The sequence below is a fragment of the Curtobacterium ammoniigenes NBRC 101786 genome (genome assembly GCF_001571045.1).
Classification (GTDB): Bacteria; Actinomycetota; Actinomycetes; order Actinomycetales; family Microbacteriaceae; genus Curtobacterium; species Curtobacterium ammoniigenes.
In genome coordinates this window covers 159,720-182,307 of record NZ_BCSV01000002.1, presented here as the reverse complement: position 1 = coordinate 182,307, position 22,588 = coordinate 159,720, and the positions used below count along the sequence as shown (strand labels likewise).

The window sequence follows — 22,588 nt, the reverse complement described above, 5'->3', positions numbered from 1 at the left end:
CGCCTATCGGGTCGGGTCCGTCTGCGCTGTTCGCTCCACTCATGGCAGTCGCCATGCAGCCAGCACTCTGAGAGTGCTGCGTTCAGCGGCGACGCCGGTGGCGCGATCGAAGCACAGGTCGGAGGTGCCGCGAGCTTCGGGGTGAGTCCACGCCGAATGCTTCCCGCCCATCACGCTCACAAACGAATCCTACGGAACTCCGCGTCGCGTGAGCTCCCGTAGCATCAGCGCACCATGCGCAATTCGATCAGGTTGGCGTCGGCGGGGTCGCGGTATTCCACACCGTCGAAGGAGAACCCGTTTCGCCGGTAGAACGAGATCGCGCGGGCGTTCCCGCGGAGTACCCAGAGTTGTGCCGGCTCGTCACCGACCACCGCGTCCAGCAGCGCCTGCCCGGCGCCGGTCCCGTGCCCCGCCGCGCGAAGATAAATGGAGAACAGGTGCAGGCGGCGCGCGGGGGTGAAGCCGTGCTCGGCATCAGGACCGACCGCGTCTCCCGCATTCGCGAACCCGATGATCACGCGATCCTGCTCGGCGACCGCCATCCGACCGGGTCGCGGCTCGCGGGCAAGGTACCCCGACCAGAAGCCCAGACGGCGCGCATACGCGTCCTCGGAAAAGAATCGGGCATCCAGCGTTCCTGCGTATGTCTCCCGCCAACTCTCCACGTGAGCGCGGGCAATGCCTGCAGCATCCGACACCACCGCTGATCGGACACAAAGTCCACCGGATCCGTACATGCGCCTGACACTACGACCGTCTGCGCGCGACGTCGACCAGTTTGCGATGCCGCTCCGTCTGCATACTCCGTCGTCCCCCGTCGCAGGTCCTCGCGTTTGCGCTGAGGGTCGGGAACGCAGCGCGCTCGCAGAAACGAAGGCGCCGAGTGAGACACCGCGGACGGCTCTGCAGCATGCAGCGCGCGTGGTGGTCCGACCAGGGCGGAAGCGGTGCTGCGTGGGAGCGCTTCCGCCCTGGCCGGATGCAGGTCAGTTGCCGCGGAGGACGTCTTCTCGGGTTCGGGTGGGCCCGAGAACCTTCTTTCGCTTGACGGGGTTCCGCTTGTAGTCGGAGCGGCCTTCGCGGTCGCGGAGTCGCTGGCCGACGTTTTTTGGTGCTGGCGGGTTCCTGCGGAGCGGCGTGCCCTGTGCGTCGCGCGGGTGCCGTGGGTTGAGCTCGATGACTTCGGCGAGTTCTTCCCGGGGTGCCGTGGCGTGGGCGTGGTCGACGATTTTTTTCAGGTTGGTGGCGACGACGAGCATCGTCCATGCGAACTGGTTCGCGGCGAGGCCGCGCATGGGGCGGTTCGGTGACGTGGAGATGGTGAAGTTGTTGGCGATGGCGTCGTTGATGGATTCGCTGCTTGCGCGGTCGGCTCGGTAGACGCTGGTGTGCTTGACGGTGCCGTAGGGGTATAGCTGGCCGCGGAGTTTTTCATTGTCCGTGTCGGGGATGGTGATGGAGTCTTGGCAGCACACCAGCGGCGGCCGTTTCGGGATTCGGCTTTTGTACACCATCGGCAGGTCGTCCTTCGCAGCGGCTTTGGGATGGGGTTGGCGGAGCGCGCAGCGGACGGTTGCTGACGGGCCGAGGGCGGGGCAGCGCATGCGGCTGCTTTGCCGTTCGGGTCGGACGTCTTTGACGTGCAATTTGAACGCTTGCCGGTTCCCGATGTCGCGGATGTACTCCTTGACGGTGATAGTGCCCGCGTCCCACAGCGGCGTCGCTTCGAGGTGCTCCGTGGAGGTTGCTGGGCAGTAGTAGTCGCCTTCAACCATGACCGCGCCGCCAATACCGTTGGTGATGCCTTTCTGCATGTAGTCCTTGATGACGGGGATGCCGCGTTCCCGGAGGGGGCGGTGGAAGTTCTCGGGAACGAGGTTGCTGTAGCCCCTGTCGAACGAGAGCCGGGTGATGCGCAGGTTCCGTTCGAGGATGAGGTCGATGAGGGCGATGGTGTGGAAGCCGACGCGGTCGTTCGGGGTGCCGAGACTTGCCGCGTAGATGAGCTGCGGCGGTTCCAGGGAGTTATCTTCGGTGGGGTCTTCGTGGACGCCGACGATGACGTTGCCCATGAACGCCATATGCCATTCGCTGGGGACGAACACCGCTGCCTCGTTTGGGTCCTTCACCTTCGCGCCCTTCTTTTTCGGGTAGAGGCCGGCTTCGAGTTCGAGGACGCGTCGAGTGACTTCCTCGTTGGTGTCTTCGAAGTACTTCGGCTGCTCGACGCCGTGTTCCTTGCCCCAGGAGCTGAGCACGGTCCCGGCGTAGAAGTCGGTTTGGTCCACGGTCAGCGCGACGGAAGTTTTCTGCAGGTGCTTCGGGAGGAGCGTCAGCGTCCAGGCGAGGAACGTGGTGGTGAAGCGTCGGCCGCGGGCTTCTTTGACGGCGATGCGGTCCGCGTCCGCTTCGCGGGCGAGTTGGATGCGTTCTCGTTCGGCGAGGTCCGCGGCCTTCCGGTGCGGGGTGTCGGGCCAGCCGTCGAACGTGTCGATGAGGCGTCGGAGCGCGCGAAGCGCTAGGAGCGCCCAGTTCCGCTTCCGACCGTCGTAGAGGTGGGTGATGCCGAGGACCTCGCGTGCTTCGTCGGTGAGCCGGAACTGCAGCATCGCGGCGTAGTTCGCGATTTTCAGCGATGCGTTCTCGGCGACGAGCATCAGCGACAGGGTCAGGATGACGTCGTCGCCGAATGCTGGGGGCCGGCCGCCGCGGTAGTGTCCGGCGCGGTCTTCGGCCCGCCACTGGGCGAGGAGGTCGAGGATGCCGGTGTCGTGGGTGCGTTGCAGCCAGCGGCGGGTGTGCGCGGCGTCGATGCGGGTGAGGTTGGTGGTGTTGGTTTCGACTTCGTCTTTGTCGAGCAGTCCCCAGAACGGTTCGTCGCAGAGGTCAATGAACTGCTCCCGTGCGAACGCGTTCATCGGGTCACCGCCGGAGCGTCGGCGAGAACGGTGTGCAGCGCGGCCGGGTCTGGTGCGGGCAGGTGTGGGAGGTAGCGGCTGAGCGGGGTGACGTCGGGGATGCCGGCGACGTGCATCAGGTCGCCCAGTGGCAGCCGTGCGGCGAGGTCGAGGACCCAGGTGTCGCGGAGGCGTTGGAAGTCGGGCTGTTCGCTGCTGCTGTGGAACACCTTGTGCACTCGCTGCTGCCGTCCCGCGAGGGTCGTGTTCGCGGGGAAGAGGACGGGCTGTTCGGTGCCGATGCGGTGCGCGGCGCTGTCGAGGAGCCACGCCCAGTCCCGGCGCACCGGGAGCCGCCGTGGGGTGCGCCCTCGCACGGTGACGACGACGTCGCCGTCGGGGGTGCGGGTGAGGTCGCTGCCGCGGACCTCGAGGAGTTCCCCGACGCGAAGGCCCGCGCCGCCGGCGAGGGCGAGACCGACGGCGGCGTCGATGCGCTGCTCGGCGGTGGGCCGGTAGGACGCCCACGCGACGACACGGGCGAGGTCCGCTTCCGTGTAAGGGCGGAGCACGGGGTTCCGGCCGAAGTTCCGGCGCCGCCCGTCGATGCCGGTTGCGACGCGGGCGACGCGCATGAGGCGGGACTGCACCACGTCCCGGGATGCGGGGGAGGGGTAGTGGCTGCGAAGGAACGGGACGATGAGGCCCTCGTCGAAGATGTCCTCGACGTTCAGGGGTGCGTATTTCTCGTGGACGGCCCAGATGACGAACGCGGTGACGCTGGAGAGCAGCTGCCGGGCGATGTCGCGGTTCTCGGGCTGGTAGTCCGCGACGGCGTCGGTGACGAAGCCGCGGACCCGCTGCCATTCGGCGGGGGTGGCGAAGTTTGGCTGGTAGCGCACTATCGCCTCCTGAATCGCATGGTCGTCGCGGGGCTGCTCGGCACGGTTGCCGCGGCCGGCAGCTGTCGTGAAGGGGCGGGGGCGGGGGTGTTGATTGGACATGCCCGTTCTATGCCGACCGGTTCGCATCGGCTGCGAACATGCGTCACCACCCCGATGGAGCGGGCAGGGGTGGGGTCAGTCGGCGGCGAAGGGGAGGAACCGGTCGAGCGCTTCCGCGGAGTCAAGGCCCGCGATGGCAAGGAGCCGCTTCAGCGGTGTTCCGGCGTCCAGGTGCCACACGATCCACGTGGCCCGCATGCGTCGCGCCCGGAGGGGAACGCCGCGTCCGGTGCGGGAGACGAAGTCCGTGATGAGGTTGCTGTTCCCGCCGCGCTGCCCGTTCCGGAACATCCACCCCTGCCCACCGAGGAACCGTGTGCGGCGCTCCAGCGCCTCCACCCACTCATCCACCACCGGAACGCGTCGACCGCCGACGGTGGTGAGAACGGCGTGGGCGTCGGAGAGGTGCAGATGCTCGGGGCGGACGGCGATGATCTCCGCACCGGTCAGGCCTGCGCCGAGGCCGAGCGCGAGGAGCGCCGCGGCGGACGTGCGGCGTTCCTCGGACGGCTGCGAGGTCGACCAGGCTTCAAGGGCTGCGAGATCCCGCGCACTGTAGGGACGGGACGCGTCCGCTTTCCCGAGTGTCCGGAATGTGCCGGCCGCGTCCTCACCGAGGAGCGCTTCGGACATGCGACGCAGCCGGGCGCGCATCGTGTTCCGGCTGGCCCGGTTGTATCCGTCCAGGTGCGCCATCACGAACCGGTTGATCGTGTACGGGTCGAACACCTCCGCGTCGCCGAGCGGAATCCGCTGCGACCACGCGAAATGCACAAGCCGCGCCGCCGCCGGATACAGATCCGCCGCCGCGTACGCCACCAACGGCGTCGCCCGAGCGACCACGTCGTGCACGTACGGAGCGATCGCCGCCCACTCGTCCGCGGGAAGCTTCGGCCGATACGCGCGGCCCCTCGCCGGGGCGGCGTGATCATCAACAGCAACCATGCGGTCATTGTATAAACCGGTAGGGCCTGCTTTGCAACCTTGGGTGCAGCGCACGCGGCAGTCTTCCCGACGGTGGCGGCGTGGTCGCTTTAGCCTTGAGTGGTGAGTAGGACCGTGCGGGCGCAGCCGCTGCAACTCGCCCGTGGCGTGTGGCCGGACGAGCAGATCGAGGATCCCGTTGCCGAGGTTGCGCGGCGGTTCGCGGTGAACCTCAGATCGGCGCTCGGCGCGCGCAGCGTCCGTTCCGTCGCCGCTGCCGCTGGCTTAAGTCACGTGACCGTGCTGAACGTCCTCGCCGGCCGGGTGTGGCCGGATCTTGCCACGATCGTCCGACTCGAGCAGTCCCTCAACACGCCGCTCTGGCCCACCCACCCCCTCAGCTAACGCCGGCGACGCAGCGGTCACTCGAATCACGTCGGCCGCGAACCGCAGCCACCGCCATACCGCCGCCCTAGCCTCGGGTCTTGGCGGCAGCCACACACTCCGGGTGAGTTGCGCGAGGAGCCGGAATGACTCCGCCCGGTCGCCGAGCGCCGCAACCGAATGCCAGGGGGCCACGGTCGCGTATCGCAGCGCCAGACGCGCCACCCCGAGGCGACGGAGCGGGGCCGCGATGATCTGCACCGCCCGCTCGCCGGTCGCGGCATCCACGAGGACGACGGCGGTGCCTCCAGGGAGGGCGAGGTGGACGGAGACGTGACCGCCGGAACGCACGCACCGGAGAGCGCAGACCGACGGGAGCCGGTCGGCGAGTGACTGCCATGCGTGTAGGTCCAGCGCCGCCCACGCATCCGACGCGCTGACCACGCCGCCGGCGGCGCCAGTGCACGTTGCGGACGTCGGGGCGTCGGTCTCGCTCCTCACCGCTTCTCCTTTCCGACCACTGCGCGCGGTCTTTCCGGCCGTCTTTCCTCGCGCTTGACCCACGCGGCTCCCCTCACGCGGCGACGTGATTCTTTGCGGAGCAACGAAGCCGATCACGCGCCCATGGAGTCGCTGAGCGCTGCTGATTGCTGATCGTCGATGCGACGAAACGGTAGCCGTCGAGGCGCACCCTGTCGTCCTGTTCCTGGACACGATTCGCGCGCGGTGTCATCACGCACGGAAAACGGCGCTGTTCCGCGCATAGCCATCCCGAGACCGATCCGCGGTCTCGGGAAGGAACCCATGCCCCACCCGCACACCGCCCTTCACCGACTCCACGCCCGATGGGCCACCATCGACCGCCGCCACACGGACGAGCGGACAGCCGATGAAGAACGCAGCATCGCGTTCTACCGCGCCGACATCGGCGCGGACCATCCGAACGATGCCACCGTTGCACGGTGGACGCGGATGGTCCACGACCTCGACGCGTTCATCGCCGACACCGGCCACCTCCCCGCAGCAGATCCCACCCGGCCCCGCCCCCGCACCCTCGAGCAGCGCCTCGTCGACCAGCTCGCCCACCAACGACGGACCCGCGACAACCTGACCAGCTACCAACGGCAACGCCTCGAAGCGCTTCCCGGCTTCCACTGGCGGCCACAGGACGACCAGTGGCTGCTCATGTTCACCGCGCACCAGCAGTTCTGGCGCGACCACGGACACGAACCACGCCGACGATCAACCGACCCGACTGAACGCCGCATCGAACGATGGGCCGCGCACCAACGAACCCTCGCCGCGACGGGACGGCTCCTCCCCGCCCGCGAACGAGCCCTCCGAGCCGCCGCGTTCCGCGTCCTCCGATGACCCGGCTCCCTCCGGGCGGCGACACGGTGGAGCGCGCCGACGAGCACATCGCAGATCGGCGCAGGCCCGGAACTACGCCGGACAGGTGCGGAACGGGCGCGCCGCTTCATGAGTGCAGCTGATTGAACTGGGCGTGCATAGAGCCGGGGTGACTAGAAAAAACACATCCCAGACCCTGGCCGCTTCGACCCGGAAGGGCTTCGTCCACGAATCCCCACGCGCCCAAACCATCGAGTGGTTCACCCCACCCGAAGTGTTCCAGGCGCTCGGCCTGCACTTCGACCTCGACGTGTGCTCACCCGGCGCCGGGAAAAGCTGCGTCCCCGCCGACCGGCACTACACCATCCACGACGACGGACTGACCTCCCCCTGGTACGGAACCGTCTGGTGCAACCCGCCCTACGGCAATGCCACCCGCATCTGGCTCCGGAAACTGGCCGAGCACGGCGACGGCATCGCCCTCGTGTTCAACCGAACCGACACCGCATGGTTCCAGGAAACCGCCGCCACCGCCGACGTCATCTGCTTCACCAAAGGGCGTATCCCCTTCATCGACGGGCGCACCAACCGCCCCGCCGGCTCACCCGGCACCGGCTCCGCCCTCATCGGCTACGGACCAACCGCCCAACAAGCCATCCAGCAGTCCGGACTCGGTCTCTGCTTCCAACCGGCTCCGCTGCAATAGCAACAAATGACAGGTTCGAAGAACATCCCGCGTTCCGCACGGCGACGGTGGGCCGCGGGATGTCTCCCGCTTCAGAATTACCCGACCAGGCATTCGGCCACCCCATGGCACCGCCGGCGCCCGAAGGTGCTCCTCAAAGTCGGCGGCCCGCAGGTTCCGCGCCGAACGAGAGCGCGACACGATGCGGAAAGCATGCTCGACCCGGACGCCCGCCTGTCCCCGGAGGCGACGGTACGCGCCCCCAAGCAGCGGGAGCAGCAGAACGACGAGCGTGGCCGCGACTGCGGCGACGAGAGCCTGGAACGGTAGGTGGCAGACGCGACTCGCGTGGGATGGGCTCAACGACCGACCTACGGCGTGATGGTCCGTCTCTCTGCTCAGTTCGAATTCGGAACTACGCGAAGCTAGCGTGGGATTGTAAAAAGCTAATCCCGACTTAGACTTCGGTAGTGGAACCTGCGTTGAATCCCTACAGCCCTGGATCAGGGCGTCGGCCGCCGGAGCTCGTCGGCCGTTCCCGGGAGCTGGAATCGTTCGACACGCTCCGGGCTCGTGTCGCCAACCATCGCACGGACCGGGGTCTGGTGCTGACCGGCTTACGCGGTGTGGGGAAGACGGTGCTGCTGAACGAGATGCACCGCATGGCCGAGGACTTCGACTGGCTCACCGTCCGCCTCGAGGCGAGACGCGAGGAGACCGGGGCGCGCGCTGTGCGTCGGAACCTCGCACGGGACCTTGTCGTCGCGGCACGAAAGTACACGCGGACGCGGTTGAGCGCGCGGATGCGGGCGGCGCTGGGGACGATCTCGGCGTTCAACGCCAAGATCGGCGCGACCAGCATCGAGCTCGGCGTGGAACTCAACCACGGCCGCGGCGACTCCGGCGACGTGGAAGTGGACCTCGTCGAGCTCGTCCAAGACGTCGCGGCCGCCCTCGGGGAGCAGGGACGAGCGTTCGCGGTGTTCATCGACGAGATGCAAGACCTCGACGGCGAGACCCTCGGCGCGTTGATCGCCGCCCAGCATGCGGCGAACCAACGGGATCTGCCGTTCTACATCGTCGGTGCCGGCCTACCGAACCTCCCTCGCGTGCTCACGGAGACCCGCTCGTACGCGGAGCGGCTGTTCGACTACCGGTCCATCGGCCAGCTCGATCGGACAGAGTCCGCCCGCGCCCTCGCCGAGCCTGCGGAACGGCTCGGCGCGACGTACGCACCGGCCGCGCTCGACGTCCTCCTCGACGCCGCCGGCGGGTACCCCTACTTCCTTCAGGAGTACGGGCAGGCGGCGTGGAGCGTCGCTGCCGACCGTTCGATCAGCGAGGACGACGCCCGCGCCGCCGTCGAGTACGGTACGGAGCAGCTGGACGGCGGGTTCTTCCGTAGCCGCTGGTCCCGAGCCACCCGCTCCGAACGCCGCATGCTCGCGGCGATGGCCGCCGACGGGGAAGGACCCTCCGCCACCGGCCCGGTCGCCGAGCGCATGCAGTTGAAGCCGAAGAGCCTCGGCCCGTACCGGGCGGCGCTGATCCAGAAAGGGTTGGTGTACGCGCCCGAGCACGGTCAGGTCGCGTTCACCGTCCCCGGCATGGCGGCCTTCGTCCACCGGCACCGGGAGGACTCGGAAGCCTTCGATGAAACCGACTAGCCCCGGTGGGACCGCTTTGAGGGCTTGGATTAGGACAGCCCCGCTGCGGTCAGCCGGGCTGCCGTGCGCGGAGCAGCGGGTCGTCGACCAGGTCGCATACGAGCGGCGCGACGCCGCCCACGATCTGCTCACGGAATACCAGCGGGAGCGGTTGGAGACGATTCCTGGGTTCCTGTGGCATCCGCAGGACCAGCGGTGGCTGGCCATGTTCAACAAGCATCAGCAGTTCTGGCGCGTGCACCAGCGGGAACCGCGCCGCCGCTCACCTGACCCTGCCGAAGCGGCCATCGAACGGTGGGTCGCCCACCAACGCGCCCTCGCCGGCGCTGGCCGTCTCCTTCCCGAACGGGAACGACTCCTCCGCGCGGTGGCGTTCCGGATCCTCCGCTGAACGCACGACGAGTCCGCAGCGAACGCCGTCAAGCATCACCGCGTGCAACAGGGAGATCGAGGTAGCGCTCAGCGGACGGACCGGCGGCGGCGTCGCTGGGTGCGCTGCGGGACGGTGAGCCGTCCCGAGGCGACGGCTGCGGTCACGCTCACCGACATCGCTCGGCGCGCGCACGACGGGCAATGCTCAGCCGTGGCCGCGGCGAGATGGTTGGTTGGGCGCTGCTGGAACGCTCCGTGCGCTCGGCAGTGGATCGTCACTGGCGTGTGCTGGTCGACGAATACCACCGCGTCGTAATCGAATCGGTCCCCGTGCAGCGCGACCGCTCGGTCCACGAACTGCGCACGACGGGTGTCGGGGCTGGAGTTTTTCCGGCAGGAGCACTCCGGGCACGACTGGCTCTGCCGGTAATAGCCGTTGACATACGAGCCGGTGCGGCGATGATCCTGGGGTGCTTGCCGGAACGGCCCATGCTCCGGGCAGATGATCGTCACCGGTGTTTTCACGTTCACGTACTCCGCGGGTACCTGGGAGTAGTCGTACCTGCCGTCGTGAACGTCGGTGGCGGCGGTGATGAACTGTTCAGCACGCGCGAGACGGGTGTCGAGGATCGTGGGCATGGGAAGGTCCTTCCAGGAGAGACAAGCTGTCCTGGGTCCTATGCCGGAGCCGATCAAGGGGTTGCAGCGTGCGCACGTTGAGCGTCGACACGTTGACGAACTCGGTACTGGCAGGCACGGTCGTCCACCAGCAACCGCGCCGATCGCTTCGTTGGGGTGATGCGAGTGGGCGCCCGGGGCGTGCGTGGAGACCCGCGGGCGAACGCAGGAGGTCGAAGCCGATCAGAGTGGCGGTGCGCGGTGTCTTTCGGTCGCTTAGGGGACGGGCGCCGTGGGCGCGGGAGCCGTGTAGCGTTTGGCGCCCCTCCACCGGGCATTTTTCCGGGACAGGCATACGGGAATGCCCAGATCAGAGCGGAGACCGGCTGCCGCTCGGTCGGTACGGCAACGCGCGGCGTCGCACTCAGCGACCGGCTTGCGGGCGGTCATGAGCGATTGATTGCGGTATGCCGGAGACTGCGGCGGCCCGGTGCGTTGTGCGGGGCTTGAATAGTGCCGATGCGATCGCGGCACAGAGCCTGGGATGAAGGAGCACCGAATGACCGCTGGGGATTTGAGTCGGCCGTGGGAGACGCTATCGTCAGGCTTCGAGGAAGCCCGGGCGCGAGAGGATTCCCTCGACCGGCTTGTGGAGTGGCCGGCCGAGCGCGCCCTTCTTGGCACCGTCACGGACCTCGCGGTCCTGGACGCGGGTTGCGGCAACGGGGCCAAGGTCGCGCAACTCGCGGAGGAGGGTGCAGTAGAAGCGGTCGGCGTCGATATCAGCGGTAATTTCATGACCGTGGAGTCTCATGTCGAGCTCATCCAGGGTGACCTGTCCGACCTTCGCGCCGTGCCGGGACTCGCTGGTCGCCGTTTCGACCGGGTGTTGTTCCTGCAGTCCTTCGGGTACGCCCGCGACCCCATCCTTGCTCTTCGGGCCGCGCGGGAGATGTTGACCGAAGACGGCTTCATCCTGCTGACTCGGACACAGCCGGTCCGGTACGCGATCGAGCGCGCCGAGAATAATGGGACGTCGTTGGGTGAGGAGTACTTTGCCACGGAGGCGTTCGACTACCGTCACGCCAATTGGGACGAGCGGGTCACGCTCACCAAGAAGCCGTACACGATGTCGGACCTCCTCAACACCTTCAGCGCCGCCGGCCTCTGGATCGAAACCGCGGTCGAACCACAGATGACGCCTGAGAGCGCAGAGCGCTACCCGCACAAGCAAGCCGTGATGAACAAGTACCTCGGCATCATCATGTTCAAGCTGCGACCGCTGCCGACGCGGTAGCCGACGAGAACGACGACACCGAAAGGACCTGCGCGCACAAGCCACTCCCCCAAACCTTCAGCCACGTCCGGGGAGCGATCGGCTTTTGGGGCGGCCCTTGCTGACGTCTGTCAGGATTGAGCGGTGGAACCTCTGGAGTCTGAGCGGCGGGTCATCGAGGCCGCCGAGGCGCTGGCCAGGACGCTCGGACGCGACCCGAACCACACCGTGGCGGCGGCCGCGCTGGACACGGAGGGCCGCATCCACACCTCCGTGAACGTGTATCACTTCACCGGCGGACCGTGTGCAGAACTCGTTGTGCTCGGTGTCGCTGCGGCGTCGCAGGCGGGCCCCCTCGTTGCGATGGCCGCCGCGGGCGATCGCTCCCGTGGCGTGATCCCGCCATGCGGCCGATGCCGTCAAGTCATGCTCGACCTTCACCCCGACCTCCTGGTTGCCGTTCCTGGAGAGAGCGGCGCACAGATGCGGCCGATACGCAAGCTCTTGCCGAACACGTATTTCTTCCCCGACGCCGATGCCGAGCGGGTTCTGCGTTTCAACAAGCGTTACTACGAGGCCGTCGCGTCCGGCACCAAGACCTCATCCGTACGCTGGGATGAAGACGTGCGTATCGGACCCGCGATCCTCTATTTCGAGGACGATGCCCGACCAGCCCTCACAGGAGAAGTCCTGGCAGTCAACAGGTATCGACTCGTCGAGCTCACTCCAAAATCGCTGCGACTTGAAGTCGGCGGATCCGTCGAGGGCTACATCCGGGGCCTCCGCGAGCACAATCCCGAGATGCCAGACGACGCGAGCGTCGACGTCGTCGACTTCAAATTGCGATAAGTCGATACGACGACAGGCGTGCGGAGCAGGATCCGCTATCGGACGGATCGATAGAGCGCGAGTGCCGCGAGCGTGCCTGAGTCAAGCACTTTGCCCGCCAGAACCTCGATGTCGAGTCGGTCAGGTTCAACGAGTACTGGTTCCCAGTCCTCACCACGCTCAAGCCGTTGCTCTCCAGCCGTGCCAAGCTCTGCCAAGAAGACCGCACACGACGATGAAGACATCCCCGGTGACTCCACGAACGAACCGATCAGGACGGGGTTGACCGCACTCCAGCCGGTTTCTTCCACGGTTTCCCGAAGCGCTGCCCCAGACGCGTGCTCTCCGGCCTCGACGGTTCCGCTCGGGAACTCGTAGGCCACTCCTGGAACCGTGTCTCTCCTTCCGCGCACCATCAATAACCGGCCCGCATCGTCACGGGCGATCAGCATCGCGCTGTCCGGACGGATCACTCGATACCACTCGTCCCCGTCCCGCTCGGCGCGGGTGACAGAAAACCAGGGATTCGCATGCACGGTTTCAACCACGTCTAACAGCATGCCTCGTTGGGTTCACATCGGTAGCCATGCCGCAGCGGCGCACAGCAGCCGTCGTGTCCGCCGCCCGGGATTGATCGAACGCGGCACAGCCCACGCGCCGCTGCCCGGTAGAGGATCCCCTTCCGACCGCTGGCCGTTCGTCGCCTCGCAGGCCAGGGTGGGGTCATGGACCTGGCCCCGCAACCGTTCGTGCTGGTCGTCATCGCTGGGCCTCAGGCGTCCGGGAAGAGCGCCACCGCCACCGCCCTGAGTAGCGCGCTCCGGGGTCGCGGTGAATCGGTCGCGCTCGTGGAACTCGACCAGATCGCAGCAATGGCACTCCCATCCCTCCCCGACTGGGAAACAGCGCACCGCATTACCGAAGTCGTCACCGGAGAGTGGGCCCGGTCCGGACTGACATGCGTGATCACGGAAGGAACGCAAAGCCGGGACAAGATCAAGCGGCTGCTCCGGCAGGCACCACCGGGAACACCCGCGCTCACTGTGGTCACGACGGCGCCGTTTGCAGTTGCGTTCTCCCGCGCCCAGGCTGACCGCACCCGCGGTGTCTCACGCGAGCACGACTTCCTCCACGCCGTGTACGAACGTTGGGCGAAGGAATTGACTCAGATCGACTGGGACGTCTTGCTGGACACTAGCTTCCTCACCATCGACGAAAGCGTTGAAACCATCCTCGAAGCCATCGACGGCGCCCGGCGCGAACACCACAGGTGCCACTGACCCATCGCCTATCGGGACGGGCGATTTTGCGTGGACGTGCCCTTCAATCCTTCCTGAACGTCCAAAATGGACGTACACTGCGTACCACGCGTCCGAGAATCGAGCGCCGAGAGGGGAGCAACCATGAAGAGCTACGCGTATTGGAACAACAAGGGCGGCACCGGCAAGACAAGCCTCTGCTTCCAGAGCCTGGCGACCTACGCCCATCAGCACCCATTGGAGCGCATCCTGGCGATCGACGTCTGCCCCCAGGCCAACCTGTCCGAGCTTCTCCTCGGAGGGCTCGCTCATGGCGGAAGCGCGGCGCTGTTGGCTCTGCAGGGCGAAGCTACTCGTCGCACCATCGGGGGCTATTTCGAGCGCCGCCTCCCGTCCCCGTTCTCTGTGCCGCCGATCAGCTCTTCCGCCTACATCTCGCACCCGTCTGAATACAACACGCAGATTCCAATCAACATCGATCTGATCGCGGGCGACCCGCTGCTTGAGCTGCAGAGCACAGCGATGTCCACGCTGGCGAATACGACCCTCCCGGGGACGAACGCATGGTTGGCGATCATCGACTGGATCAAGGATCTGCTCGACACCGTGCGGGATCAGTACGACGTGGTCTTCATCGACGCGAACCCTTCTTTCTCCATTTACACGCAGGTGGCGCTCTCTGCAGCCGATCGACTCGTGCTCCCCGTCATGGCAGATGACTCCTCACGTCGGGCAATCCAGAACGCCTTCTCGCTGATCTACGGACTCAAGCTGCCCTCAGAGATCTACTCTCAGTACGCGTTCGCAACGAAGCTGCGCGACGCGGGACGACCCCTGCCCAAGGTTCACGTCGTCGCGAAAAACCGCCTCACGCAGTACATGGGGTCTGCTTCGGCCTACTCGGCCGTTCTTCGGTCGATCGACACAGACATCGCGGTCCTGGTTACCCAGTACCCAGACATGTTCGGCGTTGCCGATACGACGGATGCGGTGGTTGAGATTCGCGACTTCCAGACTGCGGGCGTGGTTGCTTTCGCGCGAGGCTGCCCGTTCTATGCGCAGCGTGCGGGTCGGGCTGACGTCGTAGGACGGAGGGTTCGAGTGAAGGAGGAGTACCTCCAGAACTGTGTCGAGTCGTTGCAAGGACTCGTCGACAAGCTGTGACCCACGGGGTGTCTCGGTGGCCGATCCTGCACCGAGACGTTTCGGTCTCGTCTCGGTGCAGATCTGGACCGGTGAAGGTCGCACGGCTCGTCTGTCTGCGGCGACAGGCGTCCTGGACGCGGTTGACGCTGCTCGAGGAACGAGTGAGGTCAGTCCGCGGCGGTGGCTTCGGGCCAGAGGAGACGGAACCGCTCGCAGAGCACGGGCATGTCCGGTTCGAAGCCCCTTGGGTTCTCGGAGTGCTCCCGCCAGTAGCGCTCGTGCGCCGCGCGCCAGTAGCCAAGCGTCCGGTCACCCTCGCCCTCGGCGCGGGCGTGCTCGGCATCGACCTGGTGAAACGGCACGATCTGTAGGGACGTCGTTTCGATGATCGCGCGGGGCTCGCCCGTACCGTCGAGGACGACGCTCAGCTCGCCAACCTCGGGCGGCGCTTCGCCGGCGGCGTCGTAATCCCACATCGAAGACGACGTTGCCGTCTTTATGCCGCGGAGCACCAGTTCGAGCAGCTTGTCTGCCTGCGTCGGGGTCGCCCCGAATGCCCAGGCTGCAGGCACAGCTGCTGGCAGCTCGGGCGCCTCGGCCCGCCGGGCGGACCAGAATTCGAGCAGAGACGACGACCCGGTGATCACCCGCCGACCATATAGCAGCAGCCGAATTCCACCCGCGGAGTCGACTCATAGAGCGATCCGCCATCGGGACTGCGGCTGTCCTGGTCATAGCTCCTATGCTCGAAGCGTGGGGATGGATACGAGTCAGCGGCTCGCAGCGATCATCGGGGGTCTCGTGGCGGCGTTCGCGGGGGCCAGCGTGGCCGGTCGCGGTCGCACTCGGTCTGATCAGCTCCTAGCCGGGCCCTTCGCGGGGCCGTACCCGGGGTGCTGGCTACCATCGGGTCATGCGTCTCTACGTCCATGGGGCCGGCCGTACCGGCGCTGACGCCTGGCCCGGCGCCGCCCTTCAGGACGCGGTGTTCGCCGACCTGGAGATGACGACCGAGGCCGCTGAGCAAGCGACCGCCCTGTCGCGCATCCCGGTCGTCGCCCCGGTCTCTGTCATCGCGCATTCGTTCGGTGCTGTCCCGGTGCTGATTGCGTTGCGCGACGGTTACGTGAGTGTCGACCACCTCGTGCTCGTAGAGCCGGCCCTGTATGACATCGCGCGCGGGAATCCAGCGATCGAGCGTCACATCGCGATCATGTCGAAAGCTAGGGAGCATGCCCACGACGGTGACCTCGCCGCGTACTGGCGAATCGTTCGGCCCCTCATATTCGGCGGCCCGTTCGAGCCAGAGAAGTGGAACTCCGAACAGGCATTGGCTCGCAGGTTTTCCCACATAACGCCGCCGTGGGGACACGACATCGATCCCGAGGTCATCACGCCCCTACACACGCTTGTTCTCACCGGCGGGTGGAACGCCGAGTACGAAGCCATCGCCTCCGCCCTCTCCGACCACAGCGCCACACACGTCCGATTAGAAGGAAACAAGCACCGAGTCCAAGACCACCCCGACTTCGAACGGGTTGTTGCAGAGTTCACCACTGCCCGCTGATCCATCGGCTATCGGACAGCCGGTCGTCGACCGGCCGAGGATGCGAAGCGGACGAGATACCCGTCGGGATCAGTCACGCAGAACTGCCGGACACCAGCTTCCTCGTCGTCGATTCGGTACCACTTCGTCTCGGGCTGCATGGACAGCGCGACGCCGGCTTGTTCGAGCTTCGCCGCGATCGTCGAGCTGTCGGGCACCGTGATCTGGAAGTTGATTCCGCGGCCGCGGGGGATAGTCGAGCGGTCCTGTGATCCAGTCGCGGCCGATTCCCGCCTGGTCGAACATGATGTGCGCAGCGCCGAGGGTGAGGTAGGCGAAGCCTTCTTCGGGTCGGGAGTAGCGAACGGTGAAGCCGCAGAGCTGCACCCAGAATCCGAGACTGGTGGCCAAATCCGTCACGAGGAGTTCGGGTACGAGAGCGGGATCGAGGTCGGCGGCCATTGAGTCATCCTGGCAGCGTCAAGTGCAAGTGCTGTTGGCGGAGTTGGCGGCCAAACGGGTGCTGGTTGGCGAGCTTCCGGAGATTACGGAGTTCCCGCTCGCGCTGCGGGAGCATGCGCCCGACGTCTGGTGGGAACAGGCGGAAGCCGAGTTCGACTACGCGCGCCGTTACCACGCCGCCTCGGGTCGGCTGACTCAATGCCTGGGCCTTCTCGCACGTGCTGTCACCTGCACCGCGCATGCAGTCCTCGCCGCGCGCGGGATCTGGGTCACCAACGAGAAGCAGCTCTTCGCGCGATCGGGGCTCGGCGAAGTAGACAGCGTTCTCGCCACCGCGACCCCGGAACCTGCTGCTCTCCGCATCGTTGTCGATACGACCGAGACGTTCTGCGCCGAAGCCATCCGCACGGCCCGATCCCCAAGGTGAGGCTCGCTGCGTCCACTTCCAAACGACGACCGAGTGTCCGACCATCCATGCTCGTCCGGACGCGAATAGGTTCGTTGGATGCCGAATGTGACTCTGATGCGATCTGATTCCCTCGCTCCGACGCCGGGATACGCCTACGCGTCCTCGATCAGTGCAGGTACTCGTCTGATTCACCTGGCCGGCGCGTGCCCCCTCGGCTCTCACGGCGAGGTGGTTCAAGTCGGTGATTTCGCTGGCCAGGCAGCCATTTGCGTCAAGAACATGCTGGTCGCGCTTGACGAAGCGGGCGGCTCGCTCGCCGACATCGCCTACACCCGTGTGCTCGTTGCATCGTCTCGCCGTGATGACCTCGCTGCGGTCTGGGCCGTTGTCCGTGACGCCTTCGCCGACCACGAGGTCCCGAGCACCCTCATCGGCGTGTCTGTTCTCGGTTACGAAAACCAGCTCGTCGAGATCGAGGCGGTCGCCGCGGCCACCCAGCCCGGCCCGTGAGGAATCGACTACTGCAACGGGGCTTCGGTGCGGACGGAGCGCAGCGGCCGGACGAGGATGAGTGTTGGACCGGGCCATTCGAGCCCGACGTGCTCTTCCAAGGGCGTGAATCCGACGTGGCGGTAGAAGGCCCTGGTCTGCGCGTAGGGCTCATGGTGGAAGGACGGACCGACCGTATGCACGGACAGCAGAGTGCACCCGTCGGCGGCGAGAACGAAGGCGACGGCGTCGACCAGGCGTCGGCCGATGCCTCTCCCGCGGGCGTCGGGGTGCACGGCGATGAGGTGCAGTTCAGCGGCTTCCGGGAAGTGCCGTCTGGTGAGCGCTACGCCCAGAACCAAACCGTCGTCGACGGCGAGTGAACTCTCGTACTGGAGGTCGTCCGCCGCCGAGACGTAGTTGTCAATCGCCGCGGGATCGCCGAACCAGTCAGGCAGCGCGTCGAGGAGCCGGCGAACATCGGCGCCGCTTCGTCCCTGCAGAACTTGGATGCTCACGACTTAACAGTGGCATGCCGCAGGGCGGACCAGGCGGTACGGCCCGGACAACGATCGGTCAACGGGACCCCTAGACGGCGCGGGCGATATCGCCGCGCACCGTCGCTCACTCCGTGAGGCGTGCGCGTAGTCGGGATCGCAGATCCGAGCTGGCGCCGATGGTCGCGAAGGCGGCGTCGACGTCGGCAGCGGCGTCTTCGACGATCGGAGCCGTCGCTGCGATCCAGTCGTTCGCCTCGTTTGTTCCCCAGTCGGCTTGTCGATCGTTCGGGGCGTGAGCCTTGCCTCCTGCCATTGCTCGGACGGATTCCGCATAGTCCGCGGCGACCGCCGAGGGCGCTACTCCGGCATTGCTGAGCAGGAGTGCACTGATCATGCCCGTCCGGTCCCGCCCGGCGCTGCAGTGGACGAGCACGCCGTCGGGAGCGTCCGCGATCGCGTGCAGTGTCGCGAGCACGAGATGCGGCAGGATCCGCCAGTTATGACGCCAGTATTCGGGTGAGTCCAGGATCGGGAAGCAGATCTCTCGGAACTCGGGATCGTCTTGATCCTCTGTGGGAGCGTTCGCGACCCGCACGCCTGCAAACGCTTCTGGGTCGACGGTTGGGTCGCCGTCGCGGACGCCGACTTCGTAGGCGCATCGGAGATCGACCACGGCGGCGAGGCCCCAAGCGCGAGCATCCCGCCAGCCGCTCTCGGTCAGAAGCTCGCGTCGCGGGCCCCGAGCCACCCTGCCGAACAGCGTCGCGCCGGTATCGGAGAGGGGCGTCGGCAAACCGCCAAGGTCGCGCGCATTCAGGTAGCCGTCCCAGTCAAGATGTCGCACCAGGACAACGTAAGTCATGGTGCCGCTCACTCAGCGATCCCGCCGCCCGGTGAGGGATCCGCTAGCGAACGGTGGCCGTTCGCAGTGGAGACCACGCAGCGACTACGACGGCGGCGGCGAACACGAGAGTCAGCGCGAGCAGCGCGGCGCTATCGCCGGCGACAGTCATGAGGGCACCTCCTCCCACTGCTCCCACGGCCGCGAGCGTTCGGTTTGCGCTGCGCATCGTGCCGTTCATCCGACCGAGAAGTGCGTCCGGTGTCACGGACTGGCGAAGGCTCATCTCGTTCGAGTTCTCGCACCCTGCGGCAGCGCCGTGCACGGCAAATGCGACGAACAGGACCACGCCAGTCGCCGTCGGCGCTGCAACCCCGATGCCAACGATCGCGAGCGTGATGGCGGCCCACGCGATCGGGTAGGCAGCTCGTGCGGCGACGATCGTGCGGCCGGCCCCGAAACGTGTGCCGAGGCGGGGAGCGGCAGTTGCGCCGAGGAGCATCGCGACGCCGCTGACGGCGAGGATGGCTCCGTACACGGCAGCCGGGAGTGCGAGGGTGCGGAGGGCGAGGGTCGCGAACACGGTCAGCGCGGCGGCGTTCGCGAGGAACCAGAGGTGCGTGGACAGCGCGAGGGGCGCCAACGTTGGATGGCCGTACGTCCACCGCAACCCGTCAGCAATGTCGCTCCGCAGCCGCGCACCTGCCTGGCGTGCCGGCTGCGGCTCGACGACGCGGACCCGGGCGACGAGGGCAGCGTCGACGAAGTAGCTCACCGCGTTGAGTGCGATAGCGGCTGGAGCAGTCATGATGCTGACCAGGACCCCTCCGAGAGCCGGGCCGACGGTTTGCGCTGCGGCGTCACTTTGATCCACGCGCGCATTCGCCGCCAGGAGGAGCGGGCCCGGCACGATCCGAGGCAGGAGGGACTGCGTAGCGGCGAAGCCCACGACGGACAAGATGCCGAACACGAACAGCGCCGCCGCCGTCACCCAGAGGTTCAAAAGCCCGGTCAGCCAGAGGACCGGGATCGTGCCGAGGCACGCGCCGCGACCGACACTCGCCCAGATCAGCAGCGGCTTCCGGCGGAAGCGGTCGACGTACGCTCCGACGATCAGACCGAACAGTGCGTAGGGAAGGAACTGGGCGGCGTTCACCAGCCCCACCTCGAACGCACTGGCGTGCAACACCCTCACCACGAGAACCGGGACGGCCACCGCGCTCACCGCTGATCCGAACGAAGAGACCGTCGCCGCAGACCAGTACGAGCGGAACCCGGGCGCTCGACGCAGCGTGGTCACGTCATCGCCCATGAGGTAACGCTGGCAGACCGCAACGTCGCGAGCAAGGAAGCTCTCAACAGTTGCCCCCGTCCCGGTTGTCGATCGTCATCCAGGACACTGTCAGGGCCGCCGGGCCCGTCCGGTTGCCGATCGGCTATTGCAGCGAGGCGACCATTTGGATGCGTTGCCCGTACTGGTCAAGACCCAACTCATGCTCGACCTCGACGAGCCTCCTGTGGAAGGGTGTCGCCGGCTCTTCCTCAGTAAAGCCGGCACGCCGATAGAACGGGGCGTTCCACGCGACGTTCGCGTAGGTGCGGAGGGTCATGCGGTCGTGACCGCGTCGGCGGCCCTCAGCCTTCGCGGCTTCGACGAGCGTCCGTCCATAACCACGTCGCCCGTGTTCGGGGACAACCGACAGTTGTTCGAGGTGGGCGATGCCGTCTACTTCGAGGACGTGGACAAAGCCGACGATGGTTCCCGAGCTGTCATCGGCGACGAGCACGAATCCGGGTTCGGCTGCTCGTTCGGCCCCGGACTGCGCCGCTCCCCACAGCGGGGGCTGGAACAGTTCGATGAAGAGCTGGTCGGCCTTATTCTCGACAGCTTCTAGGGCCTCGAGGTCCCGCTGCTCCGCGACGCGAATGCCCTCGACCACCTGCCGATCTTACGAGAACGATGGCCCGATGAATGATCCGTGGGTGGTCGGGGATACTGCGTGGGTGGCTTCGCAGATGACTGAGATCGCGCAGCGCGTGATCGCTTCCGTACCCTGGCAGCGGGCGCTCGTGGCCGTCGATGGGACGGACGGCAGCGGCAAGACGAGGTTCGCATCGGAGCTGGCTGCAGCGATCACGAAGCGGCCTGTGCTGGTGCTGCATGTTGATGACTTCCTCAACCCCTCGGCCGTCCGGCATGCTCGTGGGCGTTGCTCGCCGGAGGGATTCTGGCTCGACTCGTACAACTACGCGGCGCTGCGCTCCTGGGCCCTAGACCCGCTGTCCGCCGTCGGGGACGGCCGCTACCGGGCAGCATCATTCGACGCGGCGACCGATACCGTGATCCGACCAGCGGCGAAGCTTGCGGACGAGGGGACGCTCGTGCTGGTCGAGGGCCTATTTCTGCATCGCGATGAGCTCGTCGGCTATTGGGACACGTCACTGTTCCTCGACGTTCCCTTCTCGGAGACGGCGCGGCGCATGGCCACGCGGGACGGTTCGCACCCTGACCCGAATGACGCCTCGATGCGCCGTTATGTCGAAGGTCAGCGCATCTACTTCCGAAGCGCGAGTCCGTGGGAGCGAGCCGGGATGGTCATCGACAACAGTGTGTGTGGTCAGCCCCGGATGATCTCAGCCGATCAGGCGACGGCCTCAACCGAACGCTGACCGATCGGTTATTGGGCGGCGTCGGCGAGTACCTGGTCGATCCATTCGTGGCGGTCGAGTGTGTCGAGCTCGGTGAGCGTCACCCATCGGATCTCGAGCACCTCGTCGCGGTCTAGGAGGAGCGGCGAGGTGTCGAGGGCGCAGAGGTACGCGACGGTGACGTACCCGACCTGGTCGCCGGTGGGATAGACGGTTTCGAGCGCGGTGCCGCCGTAGGCGCCGATGACTCGGATGATGTCGACGTGCACGCTGAGCTCTTCGCGCACTTCGCGCGTAAGGGCTGCGCGTGGGTCTTCGCCGGGTTCGATGCCGCCGCCGATCAGGCTCCATCGGCCGGAGTCGCGTTGCCGTGCGACGAGGAAACGATTCTCCGCTCGGATGACCGCGGTCACTCCGGGGAGGAGGAGGTAGCTGTTCCCGATTCGTGCGCGGAGTGACCGGACGTACTCAGATACAGGCACCCATCGAAACTACCGGCGGTGCGCCCCCTCAGCGATGCCGCACCGGTCGTTGGGGCCCCGACGGCGGAAGCCGACGACGGCGCGCTCGCAATCCCGTGAGTTTGCTACGGTCGCGACATGGCTGACACCTTCCGAATGCTGAACTACGCCCCGCTCAGCGTTCGAGTCTCTACGCCAAGGATTGAGTTGGTGGGCGCTACCGACGACCTGCTCGGGGAACTCCAGCACGTGGTCAGGGAAGGAAAAGCGACTGCCGATCCTGCCCCTTACGATGACCCGATGTCCTTGTACGAAGAGGACCCGAACGTGCGCGTTCGCAAGTGGCTACAAGGGGTGTGGCGAGGCCGTGGATCGGTGACTCCCGACTTCTGGCGCTTGCATTTCGTGGTCCTGGTCGAAGGCCAGCCCGTCGGTATGCAGGACCTGATCGGGGATCAGTTCAACACCTTCGGAACAGTCGTCTCGTTCTCGTGGCTCTCCACCGATCTGCGCCGACAAGGCATAGGGACTGAGATGCGACACGCGATTCTGCATCTCGCGTTCGCGGGTCTGGGCGCCGTGGAAGCGGCCACGGAGGCGTTTCTGGACAATCCGGCCTCGAACGCCGTCTCCCGTGCCGCTGGGTACCACGAGAACGGCGTGGCTTGGGCGACCCGTCGCGGAGAACCCGGTCTGATGCAGCGCTGGCGGCTCACGCGGGACGACTGGATCGGCCAGCAGCGGCACGACATCGAGTTGCTCGGCATAACCGAATGCAAAGAGACCCTCGGACTCAGCTAGCGACAGTCCCGTTCTGC

Annotated in this window: 27 protein-coding genes; 15 read left to right on the top strand and 12 right to left on the bottom strand. The window is 66.6% G+C overall.

The window, feature by feature from the left end; all coding sequences use genetic code 11:
- Window positions 1–224: 224 nt before the first annotated feature.
- From CAM01S_RS04525 to CAM01S_RS04510, 4 genes are all read right to left on the bottom strand, one after another.
- Window positions 225–701 carry a GNAT family N-acetyltransferase gene (locus CAM01S_RS04525; protein ID WP_245631536.1) on the bottom strand — a complete coding sequence of 159 codons (477 nt, stop codon included), beginning with the start codon at window positions 699–701 and terminating at the stop codon, window positions 225–227.
- Between the two features lie 288 nt (window positions 702–989).
- Window positions 990–2,921: a hypothetical protein gene (locus CAM01S_RS04520; RefSeq protein ID WP_066517155.1), complete on the bottom strand. Its 1,932-nt coding sequence runs from the start codon at window positions 2,919–2,921 to the stop codon at window positions 990–992.
- Window positions 2,918–3,904, bottom strand: a complete 987-nt coding sequence (locus tag CAM01S_RS04515) for a hypothetical protein (protein WP_157071424.1) — start codon at window positions 3,902–3,904, stop codon at window positions 2,918–2,920. The genes CAM01S_RS04520 and CAM01S_RS04515 overlap by 4 nt, the downstream gene beginning before the upstream one ends.
- A gap of 75 nt (window positions 3,905–3,979) precedes the next feature.
- Window positions 3,980–4,849: a hypothetical protein gene (locus CAM01S_RS04510; RefSeq protein WP_066517151.1), complete on the bottom strand. Its 870-nt coding sequence runs from the start codon at window positions 4,847–4,849 to the stop codon at window positions 3,980–3,982.
- 102 nt (window positions 4,850–4,951) lie between these two features.
- Here CAM01S_RS04510 and CAM01S_RS04505 point away from each other — a divergent pair, with 102 nt between their 5' ends.
- From CAM01S_RS04505 to CAM01S_RS04480, 5 genes are all read left to right on the top strand, one after another.
- Window positions 4,952–5,233 carry a helix-turn-helix domain-containing protein gene (locus CAM01S_RS04505; RefSeq protein ID WP_157071423.1) on the top strand — a complete coding sequence of 94 codons (282 nt, stop codon included), beginning with the start codon at window positions 4,952–4,954 and terminating at the stop codon, window positions 5,231–5,233.
- Window positions 5,234–6,016: 783 nt separating this feature from the next.
- Window positions 6,017–6,583: a Helicase associated domain protein gene (locus tag CAM01S_RS04495; RefSeq protein WP_066517143.1), complete on the top strand. Its 567-nt coding sequence runs from the start codon at window positions 6,017–6,019 to the stop codon at window positions 6,581–6,583.
- A 112-nt stretch (window positions 6,584–6,695) separates the two neighbouring features.
- Window positions 6,696–7,268: a DNA N-6-adenine-methyltransferase gene (locus tag CAM01S_RS04490; RefSeq protein WP_083527763.1), complete on the top strand. Its 573-nt coding sequence runs from the start codon at window positions 6,696–6,698 to the stop codon at window positions 7,266–7,268.
- Window positions 7,269–7,717: 449 nt separating this feature from the next.
- Complete coding sequence (locus tag CAM01S_RS04485; RefSeq protein WP_066517137.1) at window positions 7,718–8,914, top strand: ATP-binding protein; 1,197 nt, start codon at window positions 7,718–7,720, stop codon at window positions 8,912–8,914.
- Entirely contained in the window at window positions 8,901–9,305 is a 405-nt protein-coding gene (locus CAM01S_RS04480) for a hypothetical protein (protein ID WP_157071422.1), read from the top strand. Before CAM01S_RS04485 ends, CAM01S_RS04480 begins: the two co-directional genes overlap by 14 nt.
- A 68-nt stretch (window positions 9,306–9,373) precedes the next feature.
- On the opposite strand, the gene CAM01S_RS04475 is transcribed toward CAM01S_RS04480, so the two are convergent.
- Window positions 9,374–9,925 (bottom strand): DUF723 domain-containing protein, encoded by a 552-nt coding sequence (locus CAM01S_RS04475; RefSeq protein ID WP_066517132.1) that lies wholly within the window; start codon window positions 9,923–9,925, stop codon window positions 9,374–9,376.
- A 523-nt stretch (window positions 9,926–10,448) separates the two neighbouring features.
- Here CAM01S_RS04475 and CAM01S_RS04470 point away from each other — a divergent pair.
- The gene (locus CAM01S_RS04470; protein ID WP_066517128.1) at window positions 10,449–11,201 is read left to right on the top strand and encodes a class I SAM-dependent methyltransferase; all 753 of its coding nucleotides are present in this window, start codon (window positions 10,449–10,451) and stop codon (window positions 11,199–11,201) included.
- A 123-nt stretch (window positions 11,202–11,324) separates the two neighbouring features.
- Window positions 11,325–12,029, top strand: a complete 705-nt coding sequence (locus tag CAM01S_RS04465) for an ASCH domain-containing protein (protein ID WP_157071421.1) — start codon at window positions 11,325–11,327, stop codon at window positions 12,027–12,029.
- A gap of 35 nt (window positions 12,030–12,064) precedes the next feature.
- Here CAM01S_RS04465 and CAM01S_RS04460 read toward each other — a convergent pair whose 3' ends face one another.
- The gene (locus tag CAM01S_RS04460; RefSeq protein WP_066517123.1) at window positions 12,065–12,556 is read right to left on the bottom strand and encodes an NUDIX hydrolase; all 492 of its coding nucleotides are present in this window, start codon (window positions 12,554–12,556) and stop codon (window positions 12,065–12,067) included.
- A gap of 300 nt (window positions 12,557–12,856) precedes the next feature.
- Between CAM01S_RS04460 and CAM01S_RS04455 the strand changes: the two genes are divergently transcribed.
- The gene (locus CAM01S_RS04455) at window positions 12,857–13,288 is read left to right on the top strand and encodes a hypothetical protein (protein ID WP_157071420.1); all 432 of its coding nucleotides are present in this window, start codon (window positions 12,857–12,859) and stop codon (window positions 13,286–13,288) included.
- A 123-nt stretch (window positions 13,289–13,411) separates the two neighbouring features.
- Entirely contained in the window at window positions 13,412–14,431 is a 1,020-nt protein-coding gene (locus tag CAM01S_RS04450) for a ParA family protein (protein ID WP_066517121.1), read from the top strand.
- 149 nt (window positions 14,432–14,580) lie between these two features.
- Here CAM01S_RS04450 and CAM01S_RS04445 read toward each other — a convergent pair whose 3' ends face one another.
- The gene (locus CAM01S_RS04445; protein WP_306306276.1) at window positions 14,581–15,060 is read right to left on the bottom strand and encodes an ASCH domain-containing protein; all 480 of its coding nucleotides are present in this window, start codon (window positions 15,058–15,060) and stop codon (window positions 14,581–14,583) included.
- Between the two features lie 266 nt (window positions 15,061–15,326).
- Here CAM01S_RS04445 and CAM01S_RS04440 point away from each other — a divergent pair, with 266 nt between their 5' ends.
- The 4 genes from CAM01S_RS04440 (at window position 15,327) to CAM01S_RS04425 (ending at window position 17,340) form a co-directional block, all read left to right on the top strand.
- Window positions 15,327–15,980, top strand: a complete 654-nt coding sequence (locus CAM01S_RS04440) for an alpha/beta hydrolase (RefSeq protein ID WP_066517119.1) — start codon at window positions 15,327–15,329, stop codon at window positions 15,978–15,980.
- A gap of 138 nt (window positions 15,981–16,118) precedes the next feature.
- On the top strand, window positions 16,119–16,424 hold the full coding sequence (locus tag CAM01S_RS14570; protein ID WP_157071419.1) for a hypothetical protein: 306 nt from the start codon (window positions 16,119–16,121) through the stop codon (window positions 16,422–16,424).
- Between the two features lie 19 nt (window positions 16,425–16,443).
- Window positions 16,444–16,848, top strand: coding sequence for a hypothetical protein (locus tag CAM01S_RS04430; RefSeq protein WP_066517117.1), 405 nt, complete (start codon window positions 16,444–16,446; stop codon window positions 16,846–16,848).
- A gap of 78 nt (window positions 16,849–16,926) precedes the next feature.
- Window positions 16,927–17,340 carry a RidA family protein gene (locus tag CAM01S_RS04425; RefSeq protein WP_066517116.1) on the top strand — a complete coding sequence of 138 codons (414 nt, stop codon included), beginning with the start codon at window positions 16,927–16,929 and terminating at the stop codon, window positions 17,338–17,340.
- 8 nt (window positions 17,341–17,348) lie between these two features.
- Here the strand turns inward: CAM01S_RS04425 and CAM01S_RS04420 are convergent, their stop codons facing one another.
- The 4 genes from CAM01S_RS04420 to CAM01S_RS04405 all read right to left on the bottom strand — a co-directional run bounded on the left by CAM01S_RS04420 (window position 17,349) and on the right by CAM01S_RS04405 (window position 20,600).
- Window positions 17,349–17,837, bottom strand: a complete 489-nt coding sequence (locus tag CAM01S_RS04420; protein WP_217999716.1) for a GNAT family N-acetyltransferase — start codon at window positions 17,835–17,837, stop codon at window positions 17,349–17,351.
- 106 nt (window positions 17,838–17,943) lie between these two features.
- On the bottom strand, window positions 17,944–18,681 hold the full coding sequence (locus CAM01S_RS04415; protein ID WP_066518470.1) for a tyrosine-protein phosphatase: 738 nt from the start codon (window positions 18,679–18,681) through the stop codon (window positions 17,944–17,946).
- Between the two features lie 43 nt (window positions 18,682–18,724).
- Window positions 18,725–19,972, bottom strand: a complete 1,248-nt coding sequence (locus tag CAM01S_RS04410) for an MFS transporter (protein WP_066517115.1) — start codon at window positions 19,970–19,972, stop codon at window positions 18,725–18,727.
- A gap of 124 nt (window positions 19,973–20,096) precedes the next feature.
- Window positions 20,097–20,600, bottom strand: coding sequence for a GNAT family N-acetyltransferase (locus CAM01S_RS04405; RefSeq protein WP_066517114.1), 504 nt, complete (start codon window positions 20,598–20,600; stop codon window positions 20,097–20,099).
- Window positions 20,601–20,676: 76 nt separating this feature from the next.
- Between CAM01S_RS04405 and CAM01S_RS04400 the strand changes: the two genes are divergently transcribed.
- Window positions 20,677–21,330: a nucleoside/nucleotide kinase family protein gene (locus CAM01S_RS04400; protein ID WP_066518469.1), complete on the top strand. Its 654-nt coding sequence runs from the start codon at window positions 20,677–20,679 to the stop codon at window positions 21,328–21,330.
- 8 nt (window positions 21,331–21,338) lie between these two features.
- On the opposite strand, the gene CAM01S_RS04395 is transcribed toward CAM01S_RS04400, so the two are convergent.
- Window positions 21,339–21,791, bottom strand: a complete 453-nt coding sequence (locus tag CAM01S_RS04395; protein WP_066517113.1) for an NUDIX domain-containing protein — start codon at window positions 21,789–21,791, stop codon at window positions 21,339–21,341.
- A 279-nt stretch (window positions 21,792–22,070) separates the two neighbouring features.
- Here CAM01S_RS04395 and CAM01S_RS04390 point away from each other — a divergent pair, with 279 nt between their 5' ends.
- Window positions 22,071–22,571, top strand: a complete 501-nt coding sequence (locus CAM01S_RS04390; protein ID WP_217999715.1) for a GNAT family N-acetyltransferase — start codon at window positions 22,071–22,073, stop codon at window positions 22,569–22,571.
- Window positions 22,572–22,588 lie beyond the last annotated feature (17 nt).